Origin of the sequence: Kitasatospora sp. NPDC059673 (assembly GCF_042734215.1) — a bacterium.
GTDB lineage: Bacteria > Actinomycetota > Actinomycetes > Streptomycetales > Streptomycetaceae > Kitasatospora.
Genome location: NZ_JBHWEN010000040.1, coordinates 22,853 through 39,070, shown reverse-complemented (window position 1 = coordinate 39,070; position 16,218 = coordinate 22,853). Strand labels below are relative to the sequence as shown.

The following is a 16,218-nucleotide window of genomic DNA, read 5'->3' as shown; positions in this document are numbered from 1 at the left end:
GGCCGAGCCCGGGCGATCCGGTGGAGGCCAGCACCCCGCCACCGGCCGCGACCGGCGGGATTCCTCCGACATGGGGGCCGTATAAAACGCCCCCTGCTTACTTCTTCTTGCGCTTCTCGCGCACCCGCACCGAAATCGAGATCGGGGTGCCCTCGAAGCCGAACTCCTCGCGCAGGCGGCGCTCGATGAAGCGGCGGTAGCCGGCCTCCAGGAAGCCGGAGGCGAACAGCACGAACCGCGGCGGACGGGTACCCGCCTGGGTGCCGAACAGGACGCGCGGCTGCTTGCCACCGCGGATCGGGTGCGGGTGCGCGGCGACCAGCTCGCCCAGGAAGGCGTTCAGGCGGGCGGTGGGGATGCGGGTCTCCCAACCGGCCAGCGCGGTCTCGATCGCGGGGACGAGCTTCTCCATGTGGCGCCCGGTCTTCGCCGAGACGTTCACCCGGGGCGCCCACTGGACCTGCACCAGGTCGCGCTCGATCTCGCGCTCCAGGTAGAAGCGGCGCTCCTCGTCGAGCTGGTCCCACTTGTTGTAGGCGATGACGACGGCGCGCCCGGCCTCGACGGCCATCGAGATGATCCGGGTGTCCTGCTCGGCGAGGGTCTCGCTGGCGTCGACCAGGACGACCGCGACCTCGGCCTTCTCCAGCGCGGCGGAGGTCCGCAGCGAGGCGTAGAAGTCCGCGCCGGAGGTCAGGTGGACGCGGCGGCGGATACCGGCGGTGTCGATGAACTTCCAGGTCCTGCCGCCGAGTTCGATCAGCTCGTCGACCGGGTCACGGGTGGTGCCGGCCAGCTCGTTGACCACCACGCGGTCCTCGCCGGCGACCTTGTTCAGCAGGCTGGACTTGCCGACGTTGGGGCGGCCGATCAGCGCGACGCGACGCGGGCCGCCAGGGGCCAGGCCGTCGCCGAACAGCTGCGGCGGGGCCTCCGGGAGCACCTTCAGCACGGCGTCCAGCAGGTCGCCGGAGCCGCGGCCGTGCAGGGCGGAGACGGGGTACGGCTCGCCCAGGCCCAGCGACCACAGGTAGGCGGCCTCGGCCTCGGTGGACGGGCCGTCGACCTTGTTGGCGCACAGCACCACGGGCTTGCCGGAGCGGCGGATCAGCTTGACCAGCGCGTCGTCGGTGTCGGTGGCGCCGACGGTGGCGTCCACCACGAACAGCACCGCGTCGGCCTGCTCGATGCCGAGCTCGGCCTGCGCGGCGACCATCGCGTCGATGCCGAGGACGTCGATCTCCCAGCCGCCGGTGTCCAGCACCTTGAACCGGCGACCGGCCCACATCGCCTCGTAGCTGACCCGGTCACGGGTCACACCGGGGCGGTCCTCGACGACCGCCTCGCGGCGGCCGATGATGCGGTTGACCAGGGTGGACTTGCCGACGTTCGGGCGGCCGACGATCGCCAGCACCGGCAGCGGGCCGTGGCCGTCCAGGTCGGCGTCCACCTCGGCGGCGTCGAAGCCCTCCTCGGCGGCGAGCGCCATGAACTCGGCGTACTCGGCCTCGCCGAGCTCGCCGTGCTGGGCGGTCGTGTCGTTGCTCATGTTCCGTCTTCCATTTCCCGGCCCGGCCCTTCCCAGGGGCGGACCGTGCGTACCTGCCCGGCGGGCAGCGCGAACCGCGCGGATCTCGCGCGGTCGGATCGTCAAAAAAGGGGGGTGTTCGGGATCAGACGGCGGTCAGGCCGGCCCGTTCCTCGACCAGGGCGGTGATCGTACCGATCACCTGCTCCAGGGTGAGTTCGCTGGTGTCCACCAGCTCCGCGTCCGCGGCCCGGGCCAGCGGGGCGGTCTCGCGGGAGGAGTCGGCGGCGTCCCGGCGGGCCAGGTCGGCGGCCATCGCGGTGATCGTCGCCTCGTCCAGGCCCTTGGCGCGCAGCTCGGCGGCCCGGCGTGCCGAACGGGCCTGCTCGGAGGCGGTCAGGAAGACCTTCACGGTGGCGTCCGGGAACACCACGCTGCCCATGTCGCGGCCCTCGGCGACGATGCCGCGCGCGGTGTGCGAGGCGCAGCCGCGCTGCAGCTCCACCAGCCGGGCCCGCACCGCCGGAACCGCGGCCACCGCGCTGACCTTGGCGGTCACCTCGGGGCCGCGGATCGGGGCCGAGACGTCCTGGCCGTCCACGGTTATGGTCGGCCCGGCGGCGTCGGTACCGGAGACGATGACGGGCTTCGCGCAGGCGATCGCCACCGCCTCCGAGTCGTCCACGTCCACCCCGTTGGCGAGCATCCACCAGGTCATCGCCCGGTACATCGCGCCGGTGTCCAGGAAGCTCAGGCCCAGCCGCGCGGCCACCGCCCGCGACACCGTCGACTTCCCGGAACCCGAAGGTCCGTCGATGGCGACGACGACCGGGCTGTTCGACGCTCGGTCGACACTGTCCACGGGGCGAACCTCTCTCTCAGGGCACAAGAACTCACCTCAAGGTTAATGGACTCCCGCCCCACCCCGTCCCGGCCCCGTCCCCGGTCAGTGGCAGTGGCCACCCCGACCGAGAGTCTCCACCGGCGACGCCCCCGGACGGGTCCACTGCGGCGCCGGGCGGCCGGTCGGGCCCCAGGTCGCCACACCATGGGCGTCCGTCCGCCAGAACCAGCCGATCGGCGCGCCGTGCCCGCCCACCGGCGACCCCGCGTCCGGCACCTCGGGCCACCCCTCCGGGACGTCCTCCCAGCCCTCCCGGCGGCCGTACGGCGTCATGTCGAGCAACGCGAGCGAGCTGTTGATCCGCTCGGTGCCGCGGCCGGTGGTGCTGTACGTGAGGAACACCCGGTCGCCGTCCCGCAGGAAACTCATCAGCCGGCCCATGTCCCCGCCGATCGGCGCGGGCGCGCCGCGCACCGAGAACCAGGGCTGGGTGTACTCCATGAACTCGACGTACGGGGCGACCTCCGCCCACGGGCCGCTGGTCAGCACCGCGAACGAGACACCCCGGGCGTTCAGGTACGTGGAGTCCCCCAGGTGCCACGCCACCATCGTGCAGCCCTCGCACTGCCCCTGGAACGGCGCCCCGTCGTACCACATGTGCTGGTACACCACCAGCTCGTCACGCCCCTGGAACAACTCCCGGAACGCAACCGCCCCACCGGCCCCCACCACCTCGGCCGCCCCGTCCACCTCCACCATCGGCAACGCCCGCCGCGCCGCCGCCAACGCGTCCCCCTCCCGCGTGTGCGCCTTCTCCCGCACCAACAACTCCTCCCGCGCCGCCTCCCACGCCGCCATGCCCACCACCATCGGTCGCCCGCCAGTCCCACTCACTGCAAAGCCCTCCGTCCCCCACGATGGACACCCCACCGGCGCCCACCCCTACAGACGGCCCCCACCCCCGAAACTCATCGCTCCCACCCACCAACATTCCCCCACCGCCCCCAAGCCCCGCGCAGCGAACACCCGCCGGTCCTCCCACACCAGTCCCCCCTGGCAGCCGGACCGACAACACGCCACCCGCGCAGCGACCCCCTCGGCCTCCCCGCCACCAACGCCCGCACCGCCCCCGGGCCGACAGCCCGCCGCGCGCGGCCGACCTGCCGGCCCAAAAAAGCCCCCACCCAAGCCCCGCGCAGCGGCAAACCCGTCAGTCCCGCACCCCCCACCCACGCTCCCGCAACCCCGCCACCAACGCCCGCACCACGGCCGGGGCGACAGCCAGTTGCACGTGGCCGACCTGCTGGCCCGTCGAGTGTTCGATCGTCACGTCCTCGATGTTGACGCCGAGGGCGCCGACCTCGCCGAAGAGGCGGCCGAGTTCGCCGGGCTGGTCGCCGAGGACGACGGTGACGGTCTCGTAGCGGGTGGGCGGTGCCCCGTGCTTGCCGGGGATGCGGGCCTGGCCGGTGTTGCCGCGTCGCATGACGGCTTCGATGCCGGCGGCGCCCTCGCGGCGCGCGTTCTCGTCGGTGCCCTCGAGGGCCCGGAGTGCGGTGACGGTCGTGGCGAGGTCGGTGGCGAGGTCGTCGAGGATGTCCGCGACGACGCCCGCGTTGGCGGAGAGGATGTCGATCCACATGGCGGGGTTGGAGGCGGCGATCCGGGTGACGTCCCGCACGCCCTGCCCGGACAGTCGCACGGCGGTCTCCTCGGCGTGCTCCAGCCTCGCGGCGACCAGCGAGGACAGCAGTTGCGGCGCGTGCGAGACGAGCGCGACGGCCCGGTCGTGGTCGGCGGCGTCCATGACGATGGGCATCGCCCCGCACAGCGCGACGAGTTCGAGCGCGGCGTTGAGCGTCTCGGTGTCGGTGTCGGGGGTGGGTGTGAGCACCCAGGGCCGGCCTTCGAAGAGGTCGGCGGTGGCGGCGAGCGGCCCGGAGCGTTCGCGGCCGGCCATCGGGTGCGAGCCGATGTAGCGGACGGTGTCGAGGCCGAGCGCGGTGATCTCGCCGCGCGGCCCGGCCTTGACGCTGGCGACGTCGGTGTAGCAGCGGGCGAGGCCGCGCCGCTGGCAGTCCGCGAGGACCTTGCCGACGAGCGCCGGGGGGACGGCGATGATCGCCAGGTCGACGGGCCCGTCGGGGAGTTCGGTGGTGCCGGCGCCGAGCGAGGCGGCCGTGCGGGCGGCGTCCTGGTCGGCGTCCTCCAGGTACACGCTTATGCCCCGGCGGGTGAGGGCGAGCGCGGCGGAGGTGCCGATCAGTCCGGTGCCGATGACGGCGGCTGTGCGCATGGCGGATTCTCGTCTCGCTGGTCACGGTGCTGGTCGGGCCATTGTCCCGCACCGCCGGGTGGGGAGCGCGGTTGGCCGACGCGCAGCGGAAATCCGGGCGCTGTGGCGGCGGTTGGGTGCAGACTGGGCGCCCGGGTCCGGGGTGCGGGCCTGCGGGTGAAGGGGGCGAGGTGGCGGGGCAGCAGGCGGTGTGGGAGTCGAGGCTGGACTCGGTGGTGGTGCACGCGCAGGGCGCGGTGTGCCGGCGCCGCGCGTCGGGTGTGCTGCCGGCGGACGGCCGGGTGCGGGTGGCGGGGTTGCCGCTGCTGGCGGCGGAGGGGTCGCTGCGGGCGCGGGTGCTGTCGGGCGCCGGGCGGGTTGCCGAGGCCCGGACGGGGTACCCGGCGCGGGTCCGCGAAGAAGGCGAACTCCCCTCCTGGGAACGCGAGTTGACGGAGCTCCAGCACCGCTTCGAGCTGCTGCAGGAGCGCCGGGACCGGTTGGACGCGCGGATCGCCGAGGTCGCGGCGCTGCGCGTGGTGCCGCCGCAGCGCCGTCGGGAGGACGGGCACCGGCGGGCCCCGGCGGACGCGGTGCTGGCGCTGGCGGAGTTCGTGGACGCCCGGCTGGAGGTGCTGCAGGAGCGGTCGGTGGAGCTGGCCCTGGAGCTTCAACTGGCGGAGCACGCCTTCCGGACGGCGGCGGCTGCGGTGAACAGCCGTTCCAGCGCCGAGCAGCCGGGCGGGGTGGAGTCGGGGGCGTGCGCGGAGCTGACGGTGCGCGGCGAGGGCCCGGTGGAGCTGGAGGTGGAGTACACGGTGCCGGGCGCGGTCTGGGTGCCGACGTACCAACTGGCGCACCGCCGGGGCGAGCGTTCGGCGCGGCTGGTGCTGCGGGCCTCGGTGGCGCAGCGGACGGGCGAGGACTGGTCGGGGGTGCGGCTGGCGCTGTCGACGGCGAGCCTGGCCGGGCCGGGCGGGCTGCCGCAGCTGAGCTCGCTGCGGATCGGCCGTCGCCAAACGGCGCCCGCGCCGTCGGGGTGGCGGGCGCAACCGGCGGGCCTGGACGGCCTGTTCGAGGGCTGGCAGGACGCGCAGCGTTCGAAACCGGAGCCGCCCAGGGCGCCGGGGGCCGCGCCGATCGCGGTGTCCGCGCCGGCGCCGACGCCGAAGCCGTCCGCGAAGCGGGGCCGCCCGGGTGGCGCGGTGCCCGGTCGGCCCCGCTTCGGCGGCGGCCCGGCGGGTGAAGCAGCGGGTGGCGGAGCGGGTGGCGCGGACACCGCGCCGTCCGCGCCCGCCGCCCCGGGCTTCGCACCGCAGGCCGCCCCCGTGCCGGTCGCGGCCGCCGCTCCTCCGGGTGCGGCGTACGGCGCGGCCGCCCCGGTGCCGGACGCCACGCCGCCCCTGCCGCCGCAGCCGCGCCCGTCCGCCGATCAGCTGGACTACGCGGCGCTGGTGCTGGCGGGCCCGGAGCAGGCGTCGTTCCGCCGGGGCCGGCTGTTCCCGGAGCCGTCGCAGCCCCGGGCGGGCGGCTCGCTGCACCGGGCGGAGGAGGTGGGCCGGTTGCCGCTGCCGCGGTTCGGGGCGCCGCCGCGTCTGTCCGCAGGGTCGTTCGACCACCGTTTCGACGCGCAGGCCCCGGCGCACGTCCCCTCGGACGGGGTGTGGCACACGGTGGCGGTGGCGGAGCTGCCGGTGGGGGTGCGCACCGGTTACGTGTGCGTGCCGTCGGTGGAGGAGGCGGTGTACGCGGTGCTGGAGGTGTCGAACGCGACGGCGCACGCGCTGCTGGCCGGCCCGGTGGAGGTGTCGGTGGACGGCGAGTTCCTGCTGACGGCGGGGCTGCCGACGCTGGCGCCCGGCGGGGTGCGGGAGTTGGGCCTGGGCCGGGCCGAGGAGCTGCGGGTCGCGCGGCACAGCGAGGTGCGCGAGTCGACGTCGGGGGTGCTGAACTCGACCACGGTGCTGGACCACGGTGTACGGATCGAGCTGGTGAACCGGCTGCCGCACGAGGCGTCGGTGGAGGTCCGCGAGCGGGTCCCGGTGTCGGGCGACGCGGAGGTGCGGATCGAGGAGCGCCCGGGCTGGTCGCCGCCCGCGGAGCCGTCCGCCGGGGTGCCCTCCTCGGCGCGGATCCGCCGGGTGGTGGTGCCGGCGGGTGGTTCGGTGGAGCTGACGGGCGGTTATGTGATCCGCATCCCGGCCGGTAAGGCCGTGGTCGGCGGGAATCGGAGGAGTTGAACGTGTACGAGGAGACTTTTCCCCTTCCGGTGACCGCGGTGACGTGTCTGGAGGACCGGGCGCAGCTGGAGCGGACGGCGGAGCTGGAGCTCCAGCCGGGCGTGCACCGGTTGCGGCTCGGCCCGGTGACGGCGCTGGCGGTGGACCGTTCGCTGCACGCGGCGGTGCTGGACGGGGACGGCGCGCCGACCGGCGCGGCAAAGGTGCTGGATGTCCGCCTGGTGCGGTCCTGGCAGCCGCGGCCGCCCCTGGAGCCGGGCCCGGACGATTCGGCGCTGCGCCGCCGGGTGCACCAGCTGGAGCGCGAGTACCTGTCGGAGTCGCGCCGCCAGGAGCGGCTGGAGGCGCGCCTGGCGCTGCTCGGCCAGCTGGCGGCGGATCTGCTGCGGGAGATCGGCGAGGGCGCGGGCAGCGGCGAGCTGGAGCAGGCCCGCTGGTCGCGCGAGCTGGACCGGGTGGATGCCGAACGGGAGTCGTACGGCGAGCAGTTGCGGGCCTCGCGGCTGCGCGCCTCGGAGTTGATGGTGGCCCAGGGGCACGCCGAGCTGGCGCTGGCCCGGGCCGAGCAGGAGCCGGCCGAGCTGCTGGCGTTCGTGGAGCTGTCGGTGGAGTGCGCCGCGCCGGGCCGGTTCCTGGCCCGGGTGGGTCATCTGACGGCGTGCGCGCTGTGGCGTCCGGCGTACCGGGCCGAACTGGTGGGCGGCGCACTGCGGTTGGAGACCGAGGCGGTGGTGTGGCAGCGCACCGGCGAGGACTGGTCGGACGTCGCCCTGACGCTGTCCACGGCGCGTTCCGCGCTGGCGGGCGAGCCGCCGGCGCTGGTCGAGGACCGGCTGGTGCTGCGGGAGCGTTCCGCGCAGGAGAAGAAGACCGTCGAGGTGGAGCTGCGCGAGCAGGTGATCTCGGACGCCGGTCCGCTGGAGCCGGGCCTGCCGGGCGTGGACGACGGCGGCGAGGTGCGGGTGCTGCGGGCCGCGGAGCCGGTCACGGTGCCCTCCGACGGGCGGGCGCACCGGGTGCCGGTGAGCGTGTTCGAGACGGGGGCGCACAGCGAGTTCGCGGCGGCGCCGGAGCTGTCGGAGGTGGTGACGGAGGTGGTGTCGTTCCCCAACGCCTCGGGGCACGCGCTGCTGGCCGGTCCGGTGGATCTGGTGCGCGGCTCCGGCTACACGGGGCGGGGCGCGCTGGAGTTCGCCGCGCCGGGCGCGCCGGTGCGCCTGGCGTTCGGTTCCACGGACGGCCTGCGGGTGGTCCGGGAGGCCGAGGAGCGCCGCGAGGGCACCGGCCTGGGCGGCCAGCGCACCCTGCTGACCCGCACGGTGCGCCTGCACCTGTCGCGGTTCTCCGCGCCGGGCGAGGACGCCGAGCAGGTGGTGACGGTCCGCGAGCGGATCCCGGTCTCCGAGGTGTCGGCGGTGGAGGTACGGCTGCGCAAGGAACGCTGCTCGCCGCCGCCGGACGAGCTGGACGCCGACGGCATCGCCCGCTGGGAGGTGCCGATGCCGCCGGGCGGCCGGCGCACCATCACGCTGGTGTACGAGGTGTCGGCGGCGGCGAAGGTGGCGGGGCTGTGAGCGGTCGCGCCCGACAGGCGGTCAACTCCGGTACAAAAGAGACATGATCTACCATCTCGCCCCGCTGGACGACTGGCTGCGCGACCCGGGCCGGCCGTACACCGCCGCCTCGCTGCTCACCGAGGGCTTCCTGCACTGCTCGCCGGACGAGACCACGGTGCTGGCGGTCGCCAACCTGTTCTTCCCGGACACCCCGGATCCGCTGATGGCGCTGCTGATCGAGGAGAAGCTCGTCGAACCGATGGTGAAGTGGGAGGCGGCCACCGGCGGGCCGCCCCCGGGCAGCACCCCGGGGGTGCTGTACCCGCACATCTACGGGCGGCTGAACCGGACGGCCGTGGTGGGCCTGGAGAAGCTGGAGCGCGGCCCGGACGGACGCTGGGCCGCGCTGCGCCCCTGGAGCTGAGCGGCCGGGGCCTGTCCGGCCGATCCGGCCGGGCGGACAGGCCCTACAGCCAGCCGCGCTCGCGGGCCGCCATCCCGGCCTGGAACCGGGTGGTGGCGCCGAGTTCGCGCATCAGGCCCTGCAGGCGGCGCTGGGTGGTGCGGGCGCTCCAGCCGAGCGAGCGGGCGATCGACTCGTCGGTGAGGCCGGCGGCGAGCAGCCCGAGCAGCTTCAGGTGGTCGGAGTCCGGCCCGGGGCCGTCGCCGCCGCCGATCACCGTCTGCAGCGGCACGGCCCGCTCCCACTCGGCCTCGAACAGCGCGTCCAGGGCCTGGAGCAGAGCGGACGGGTGGATGACGTACGCGGCGTCCAGGACGCTGTCGCCGACGCTGATCGGGATGATCGCCATCTTGTCGTCGGCCATCATCATCTTCATCGGCAGCACCGGCCGCACCCGGGCCTCCTCGCCGTCCTCGACGCCGGTGAGGATCTCCTGCTCCAGCCGCCCGGGCCAGGCGATCGCCTCCTTGTCGAAGACGGTGCGGATCCGCACCCCGGCCTTGAGCTTGGCCCGCTGCCGGGGCTGCTGCACGGTCGGGTCCTGGACGTACGGCGGGCAGTCGAAGCCGCGGATCTGGTACTGGCCGGACTCCACCAGGTGCTCCAGCCGCTGCGCGATGGCCTCGCCGCCGGTGAGCACCTCCACCGAGTGCGCCGGGTCGGTGTACCTGGACGCCTCCCGGAAGGCGTCCATCAGGCGGTGCATCTCGGCGCGGGCGGAGCGCAGTTCGGCTTCGCGGTGCCCTATCAGGGTGCCGATGGCGACGTCCGGGGCGACCGCCAGGTAGCGCTCCCGGTCGACGGGGGCGCGGGTCGCCATGCCCTGTTCGGCGAGGCGGTCCAGCGCCTGCCGGCACTGGTCCAGGGTCAGGCCGCAGTGTTCGGCCAACTCCTGGGCGGTCGACTGCGGCGCGACGACCAGCGCGGCGTACACCTGGCCGTCGGGCCTCCCGAGGCCCAGCACGGTGAATGCGTCGAGCATGTGCTTCCTTCCCCCGCCGCCCCGTCCCCTGACGCGGTGGCGCACTTCCGCCACGCGTCGGGGCGAACTTCGGTGGCAATCTTCTGCCACCGGGTCGAACGATAGCAAGGCCGCACGGTCCGCCTCACCGGTCAAGACCCGGCAAAGCCCTCCGCACACGCCGGAAGCCCGCCCGCCGTCGCACGGCGAACGGGCTTCCGGGGCAAGCTGCTACAGCCCGACCTCGTTCATCAGCGCACCCACCTCGGGGTTGGTCAGCCGGCGCAGCCAGCCCGACTTCTGGTCGCCGAGCGAGATCGGCCCGAAGGCCGTGCGCACCAGCTTCTCCACCGGGAAGCCGACCTCGGCCAGCAGGCGGCGCACGATGTGCTTGCGGCCCTCGTGCAGGGTCACCTCGACCAGGTAGTTCTTGCCGACGTTGGAGATCACCTTGAAGCTGTCGGCCCGCGCCCAGCCGTCCTCCAGCTCCACGCCCTTGGCGAGCTGCTTGCCCAGGTCGCGCGGGATCGGGCCCTGGATGGCCGCCAGGTACGTCTTGGTGACGCCGTACTTGGGGTGGGTCAGGCGGTGCGCCAGCTCACCGTGGTTGGTGAGCAGGATGATGCCCTCGGTCTCGGTGTCCAGGCGGCCGACGTGGAACAGCCGGGTCTCCCGGTTGGTCACGTAGTCGCCCAGGCACTGCCGGCCCTCCGGGTCCTCCATGGTGGAGACCACACCGGCCGGCTTGTTCAGCGCGAAGAACAGGTAGGACTGGGTGGCGACGGTCAGCCCGTCGACCTTGATCTCGTCCTTCACCGGGTCGACCCGCAGGCCCTGCTCGATCACCAGCTTGCCGTTGACCTCGACCCGGCCCTGCGCGATCAGTTCCTCGCAGGCCCGACGGCTGCCCATGCCGGCCCGGGCCAGCACCTTCTGCAGCCGCTCGCCCTCTTCGCCGACCTGCTTGCCGGGGCCCTCGTGCCGGGCCAGCACCCGGTCCTCGATCCGGCCCTGGAGCTCGCGCGAACGCTGCGGCTGGCGCCGCGGGTCGCCGGGCGCGCCCTGCCCGTCCCGGCGCGGCCGGGGCGCCGCCCCGGGCTTGCGCGTACCGTACGCACCGCGCCCGGGCGTCGCGTTCGGGCCGCCGCCGTACTCGGGGCGGTCGTACTTGCGCTCCTCCGGCCGCAGCGGCCGGTCCGGGTAGCGGCGCTCCTCGCGCCCACTGCCACCGCGCGACGAGCCCCCGTAGGAGCCCGAGCCGCCGCCGTACGAGCCCGAGCCGCCCCGGGACGAGCCGCCCCGGCCGCCACCCTGGCCGTAGGACGACCCGCCGCGGCCGCCGCCCTGCTGGCCGCCCCGGCCGCCCTGTCCACCCCGGCCCTGACCGCCGCCGCTGTTCCTGCCGTTGCCACTGCTACGCATCAAAATGTCCGTACGTCGTATCCGTCTGGGTCCGGTCGGCCTGGTTCGGCCCCTCCTGTGCGGCGGCGACCGCCTGCGCGATCATCGTGCCCTCCAGGGACTCCGCTTCCACGTCGTCGACCTCGGGCAGGAAGGGCGCGAGCTCCGGCAGCTCGTCCAGGCCGCGCAGCCCCATCCGTTCCAGGAAGTAGTTCGTCGTCCGATACAGGATCGCTCCGGTCTCGGGCTCGGTGCCGGCTTCTTCGACCAGTCCTCGCTGTACCAGGGTACGCATCACGCCGTCGCAGTTCACACCACGGACCGCGGAAACCCGCCCGCGCGACACCGGCTGCCGGTACGCCACCACCGCCAGCGTCTCCAGCGCGGCCTGCGTCAGACGGGCCTGCTGCCCGTCCAGGACGAACCGGTCCACCGCCGCCGCACACTCCGCGCGGCTGTAGAACCGCCACCCGCCGGCCACCTGTCGCAGCTCGAAACCGCGCCCCTGCGCCGTGTACTCCGCCGCCAACTCCCGTAGCACAGCGGCCACTTCGCCCGGGGATGCCTCCAGCACCGAGGCCAGGTGCGCCTCCGCAACCGGCTCGTCGGCGACCATCAGCACCGCCTCCAGCGCCGCCCGCAACGGCACCCCTGCGGCAGGCCCGCCGTCCTGGTGCACCGGCTCCTGCCACTCCCCGGGCCGGGCCTGTCCGGGCAGGCCGAGTGCCCGCCGCGGCCGCCGCTCCGTCATCGGGCACCGCCTTCCCCGCCCGCCGGGCGGTCGAACTCGTCGGTCACCTCGACCGTCCGGTCCCCCTCGGCGACCCAGCGCACCACCAGCTCCTCCAGGGCCTGCGGCTGCTCGAACGCCAACACCTTCTCCCGGTACAGCTCCAGCAGCGCCAGGAACCGGGCCACCACCACCAACGAGTTGTCCGCGTCCTCCACCAGCCGCCCGAACGTCGCCTCCCCCAGCGCGCTCAGCCGCTCCACCACCAGCGCCGCCTGCTCCCGCACACTCACCGGCGGCATGTGGATGTGGTCCACGTACACCACGGGCTTCGGCTTCGGCGTGAACGCCTTCGCGGCCAGCTGCGCGAACCGCTCCAACCCGACCGCCAGCACCACCTCGGGCAGCAACTGCGCGTGGTGCGGCTCCAGCCCGACCGTCCGCGGCCGCCGAGACGACTCCGCCGCCCACCGCTGCGCGAACAGCCCCGCCACTTCCTTGTACGCCCGGTACTGCAACAGCCGCGCGAACAGCAGGTCCCGCGCCTCCAGCAGCGCCAGGTCCTCCTCGTCCTCGACCTCCGCCGCCGGCAGCAACCGCGCCGCCTTCAGATCCAGCAGCGTCGCCGCCACCACCAGGAATTCGGTCGCCGCGTCCAGATCCCACTCCGGCCCCATCGCCCGGATGTGCGCCACGAACTCGTCCGTGACCTTCGACAACGCCACCTCGGTGACGTCCATCCTGTGCTTCGCGATCAGCCCGAGCAGCAGGTCGAACGGCCCCTCGAAGTTCTCCAACCGGACCTGGAACATAACGCCCAATTCTGGCAGAGAAGCCGAAACCGGGGGCGCGGGGAACTGCGCGAAACGGAAGGCACCCACCGGCAAGATCGCGTCCCACGACAATGACCTGCACGCGGAAGCGCCCCGAGCGGAGGACCCCTACCGCCCGCGCAGCCGCCGAACGAGGATCGACGCTTCGCCCCGCTGCTCCAGATCCGCGAGAACAACAGAGATCGCCTCGCGCACCACCCGCCCGCGATCGACCGCCAGCCCGTGCTCGCCGCGCAGCACCAGCCGGGCGTGCTCCAGGTCCATCAGTTCCTCGGCGGACACGTACACGGTGATCTTCTCGTCGTGCCGTTCCCGCCCGGACGGGCGCCGGGCCCGTCCGCGTCCGCGCACCGTCGTGGTCGCCGCCCGTCGCGCCGCCTCCGCGGGGTCCTCCGCCCGCCCCGCGGGGCCCGCGGCGGGCTCCGGCCGGGCGCCCGGGACGTCCGCCGTGCGGCCCGCCCCGGAAGCGCCCTGGCCGTCCTTCGAAGGCTCCTGCGCCCCGGCGGGCCTGCCGCCGGAGGCACTGGCACCGCCGCCGGAACCGTTTCGCGCGAGCGAGGGCGACAGGGCCATTCCCCCGGTCGCCCGGAACAGTTCGTCGGCCCCCGGGAGGCTCACTCGACGGGGCGGCACCGGTCGAGCACCTCCCTGGCGAGCTGACGGTACGCGGCGGCGCCGACCGAGTTGGTGGCGTAGGTGGTGATCGGCTCGCCGGCCACGGTGGTCTCGGGGAACCTGACGGTCCGCCCGATGACGGTGTGGAAGACGTGCTCGCCGAACGCCTCGACGACCCGGGCCAGCACCTCGCGCGAGTGCACGGTGCGGGAGTCGTACATGGTGGCGAGGATGCCGTCCAGGCGCAGTTCGGGGTTGAGCCGCTCGCAGACCTTCTCGATGGTCTCGGTGAGCAGCGCGACGCCACGCAGCGCGAAGAACTCGCATTCCAGCGGCACGATGACGCTGTGAGCGGCCGTCAGGGCATTGACCGTCAGCAGGCCCAGCGAGGGCTGGCAGTCGATGATGACGTAGTCGTAGTCGGGCAGCAGCGGCTTGAGCGCGCGGGCCAGCGCGGACTCGCGGGCGACCTCGCTGACCAGCTGCACCTCGGCGGCGGACAGGTCGATGTTGGACGGCAGCAGGTCCATGCCGGGGATGGCGGTCTTCAGCAGGACCTCATCGGCCGTCAGGCCCCGCTCCATGAGCAGGTTGTAGACCGTGACGTCGAGTTCCATCGGGTTGACGCCGAGGCCGACGGAGAGCGCGCCCTGCGGGTCGAAGTCCACCAGCAGGACCCGGCGGCCGTACTCGGCGAGTGCGGCGCCCAGGTTGATGGTGGAGGTGGTCTTGCCGACCCCGCCCTTCTGGTTGCACATCGCGATGATCTGCGCGGGGCCGTGCTCGGCGACCGGCGCGGGGATCGGGAAGTACGGCAGCGGGCGGCCGGTCGGTCCGACCCGCTCGCGGCGCTGGCGGGCCGCGTCGGGGGCCAGGGTGGCGGCGTACTCGGGGTCGGGCTCGTACTCGGCGTCGGGGTCGTCGTAGGGCCCGTAGCCGAGCTCGTTGTAGGCGAGCCCGTAGGCCGCGAAGTCGGCGTCGAAGTCGGCGACGGCCGTCGCCGCGCTCTGGCGGGCCTCGAAGGTGCGGACCGCGACCGAGCCGACCTCCTGCGCACCCACCGTGGCGTGCCGGGCTTCCTCGTTCGGCTGCCCGGCGGAGAGCTCCGCCAGTCCTGGCTGACCACCCCCGGGAGCAAATGTCGACTCATTCACAAGTCGTCTTACCTCCTTGGCCATCCAGGACTCTATGTCGATTCGTCAGCGTGGCAGCATGCCAACGGTTTGCGACTCTAGGCCGTTTCGGGCATTCGCAGCAACACAATCCACGGTAGTGGGCACGTTGTGTCGGCCACCCGCCCACCCCGTGTCAAGAGACGAGCCTAACGTTTCCGCGCAGGCGGCGGGCCATGAGGGGCCGTCAGGTGTCCTTGTCGACAGAGCGGGTGACAAACCGCACCGGAATTGACCGGCTGTGGACACCTCGCGACACCCCCGGACACCTCACCGGTCCCTCTGGACACCTCCGTGGCGCCCCCGGGGCGTTACGGGCATGCCGAAGCCCCCGGACCGAGGGAAGGACGGCCGGGGGCGACAGCAAGTGCGGGGCGTCAGGCGAGGACGCTCTCCAGCGAGACCGACTCCAGGCCGAAGGCCTCGGCGACGGCCGGGAAGGTGATCTGGCCCTCGTGCACGTTCAGGCCCTTGGCGAGCGCGGCGTCGCGGCGCAGCGCCTCCTTCCAGCCACGGTTCGCCAGCTCCACCACGTACGGCAGGGTGGCATTGGTGAGGGCGTAGGTGGAGGTGTTCGGGACGGCGCCCGGCATGTTCGCCACGCAGTAGAAGACCGAGTTGTGGACCTGGAAGGTCGGCTCGGCGTGCGTGGTGGCGTGCGAGTCCTCGAAGCAGCCGCCCTGGTCGATGGCGATGTCGACGAGCACGGAACCCGGCTTCATGCGGGAGACCAGCTCGTTGGTGACCAGCTTCGGGGCCTTGGCGCCCGGGATCAGCACGGCGCCGATGACCAGGTCGGCCTCGACAACGGCCTTCTCCAGCTCGAAGGCGTTGGAGACGATGGCCTTGATCTTGTTGCCGAAGATCTTGTCGGCCTCGCGCAGCTTGTTGATGTCGCGGTCCAGCAGGGTCACGTCGTAGCCCATGCCGATGGCGATGGTGGCCGCGTGCCAGCCGGAGACGCCACCGCCGATGACGACGGCCTTGGCCGGGTGGGTGCCGGGGACGCCACCGGGCAGGGTGCCGCGGCCGCCGGCCGGACGCATCAGGTGGTAGGAGCCGACCTGCGGGGCCAGGCGGCCCGCGACCTCGGACATCGGGGCCAGCAGCGGCAGGGCGCCGTTCGCCAGCTGCACGGTCTCGTACGCGATGGCGGTGGTGCCGGAGGCGAGCAGCGCGTCCGTGCCCGGGCGGTCGGCCGCCAGGTGCAGGTAGGTGAACAGGGTCTGACCCTTGCGCAGTCGGTGGTACTCCGACGCGATGGGCTCCTTCACCTTGAGGATCATGTCGGCCGCGGCCCACACCTCGTCGGCGGTGGGGAGGATGGTCGCACCGGCGGCCACGTACTCCTCGTTGGGGATCGAGGAGCCGACACCGGCGTTGTCCTCGATGACGACCTCGTGTCCGTTGCGGACCAGCTCATGCACACCGGCAGGCGTGATGGCCACGCGGTACTCGTGGTTCTTGACCTCGCGGGGGATGCCGACCTTCACGGCTAACACGTCCTCTTGCCATGGGGATTCCTACCGGGGGAAGACCGGCGGGTTGCCGCACACGATGGGCACAACGGGCGAACCGGTGCATAGGTCCATGCGCGACT

14 protein-coding genes are annotated in these 16,218 nt (G+C 73.5%); 3 read left to right on the top strand and 11 right to left on the bottom strand.

Going from position 1 to position 16,218, the window contains the following annotated elements:
* Window positions 1-97 precede the first annotated feature (97 nt).
* From der to ACFV18_RS31145, 4 genes are all read right to left on the bottom strand, one after another.
* Window positions 98-1,549 (bottom strand): ribosome biogenesis GTPase Der, encoded by a 1,452-nt coding sequence (gene der, locus ACFV18_RS31160; protein WP_380488642.1) that lies wholly within the window; start codon window positions 1,547-1,549, stop codon window positions 98-100.
* A 124-nt stretch (window positions 1,550-1,673) separates the two neighbouring features.
* The gene (cmk, locus tag ACFV18_RS31155; protein WP_380488641.1) at window positions 1,674-2,390 is read right to left on the bottom strand and encodes a (d)CMP kinase; all 717 of its coding nucleotides are present in this window, start codon (window positions 2,388-2,390) and stop codon (window positions 1,674-1,676) included.
* Between the two features lie 84 nt (window positions 2,391-2,474).
* Window positions 2,475-3,242 carry a DUF899 family protein gene (locus tag ACFV18_RS31150; protein WP_380488648.1) on the bottom strand — a complete coding sequence of 256 codons (768 nt, stop codon included), beginning with the start codon at window positions 3,240-3,242 and terminating at the stop codon, window positions 2,475-2,477.
* A 340-nt stretch (window positions 3,243-3,582) separates the two neighbouring features.
* Entirely contained in the window at window positions 3,583-4,668 is a 1,086-nt protein-coding gene (locus ACFV18_RS31145) for a prephenate dehydrogenase (RefSeq protein ID WP_380488640.1), read from the bottom strand.
* Window positions 4,669-4,838: 170 nt separating this feature from the next.
* Between ACFV18_RS31145 and ACFV18_RS31140 the strand changes: the two genes are divergently transcribed.
* The 3 genes from ACFV18_RS31140 to ACFV18_RS31130 are packed head-to-tail and all read left to right on the top strand — an operon-like array spanning window position 4,839 to window position 8,867.
* Window positions 4,839-6,887, top strand: coding sequence for a DUF4139 domain-containing protein (locus tag ACFV18_RS31140; protein ID WP_380488639.1), 2,049 nt, complete (start codon window positions 4,839-4,841; stop codon window positions 6,885-6,887).
* A complete protein-coding gene (locus tag ACFV18_RS31135; RefSeq protein ID WP_380488638.1) occupies window positions 6,884-8,461 on the top strand; it encodes a DUF4139 domain-containing protein in 1,578 nt (525 codons plus the stop codon). Before ACFV18_RS31140 ends, ACFV18_RS31135 begins: the two co-directional genes overlap by 4 nt.
* Window positions 8,462-8,504: 43 nt before the next feature.
* Window positions 8,505-8,867 carry a DUF952 domain-containing protein gene (locus ACFV18_RS31130; protein WP_380488637.1) on the top strand — a complete coding sequence of 121 codons (363 nt, stop codon included), beginning with the start codon at window positions 8,505-8,507 and terminating at the stop codon, window positions 8,865-8,867.
* Window positions 8,868-8,910: 43 nt separating this feature from the next.
* On the opposite strand, the gene ACFV18_RS31125 is transcribed toward ACFV18_RS31130, so the two are convergent.
* The 7 genes from ACFV18_RS31125 to ald all read right to left on the bottom strand — a co-directional run bounded on the left by ACFV18_RS31125 (window position 8,911) and on the right by ald (window position 16,111).
* Window positions 8,911-9,888, bottom strand: coding sequence for a helix-turn-helix domain-containing protein (locus ACFV18_RS31125; protein ID WP_043910246.1), 978 nt, complete (start codon window positions 9,886-9,888; stop codon window positions 8,911-8,913).
* Window positions 9,889-10,098: 210 nt separating this feature from the next.
* Window positions 10,099-11,289 carry a pseudouridine synthase gene (locus ACFV18_RS31120; protein WP_380488636.1) on the bottom strand — a complete coding sequence of 397 codons (1,191 nt, stop codon included), beginning with the start codon at window positions 11,287-11,289 and terminating at the stop codon, window positions 10,099-10,101.
* The gene (scpB, locus tag ACFV18_RS31115) at window positions 11,282-12,019 is read right to left on the bottom strand and encodes an SMC-Scp complex subunit ScpB (protein ID WP_380488635.1); all 738 of its coding nucleotides are present in this window, start codon (window positions 12,017-12,019) and stop codon (window positions 11,282-11,284) included. The genes ACFV18_RS31120 and scpB overlap by 8 nt, the downstream gene beginning before the upstream one ends.
* Window positions 12,016-12,810 (bottom strand): segregation and condensation protein A, encoded by a 795-nt coding sequence (locus tag ACFV18_RS31110; protein ID WP_380488634.1) that lies wholly within the window; start codon window positions 12,808-12,810, stop codon window positions 12,016-12,018. The genes scpB and ACFV18_RS31110 overlap by 4 nt, the downstream gene beginning before the upstream one ends.
* Window positions 12,811-12,939: 129 nt before the next feature.
* Window positions 12,940-13,449 (bottom strand): hypothetical protein, encoded by a 510-nt coding sequence (locus ACFV18_RS31105; RefSeq protein WP_380488633.1) that lies wholly within the window; start codon window positions 13,447-13,449, stop codon window positions 12,940-12,942.
* Window positions 13,446-14,507: a ParA family protein gene (locus tag ACFV18_RS31100; RefSeq protein ID WP_380488647.1), complete on the bottom strand. Its 1,062-nt coding sequence runs from the start codon at window positions 14,505-14,507 to the stop codon at window positions 13,446-13,448. The genes ACFV18_RS31105 and ACFV18_RS31100 overlap by 4 nt, the downstream gene beginning before the upstream one ends.
* A 488-nt stretch (window positions 14,508-14,995) precedes the next feature.
* Entirely contained in the window at window positions 14,996-16,111 is a 1,116-nt protein-coding gene (gene ald / locus ACFV18_RS31095; RefSeq protein WP_380488632.1) for an alanine dehydrogenase, read from the bottom strand.
* Between the last annotated feature and the right edge of the window lie 107 nt (window positions 16,112-16,218).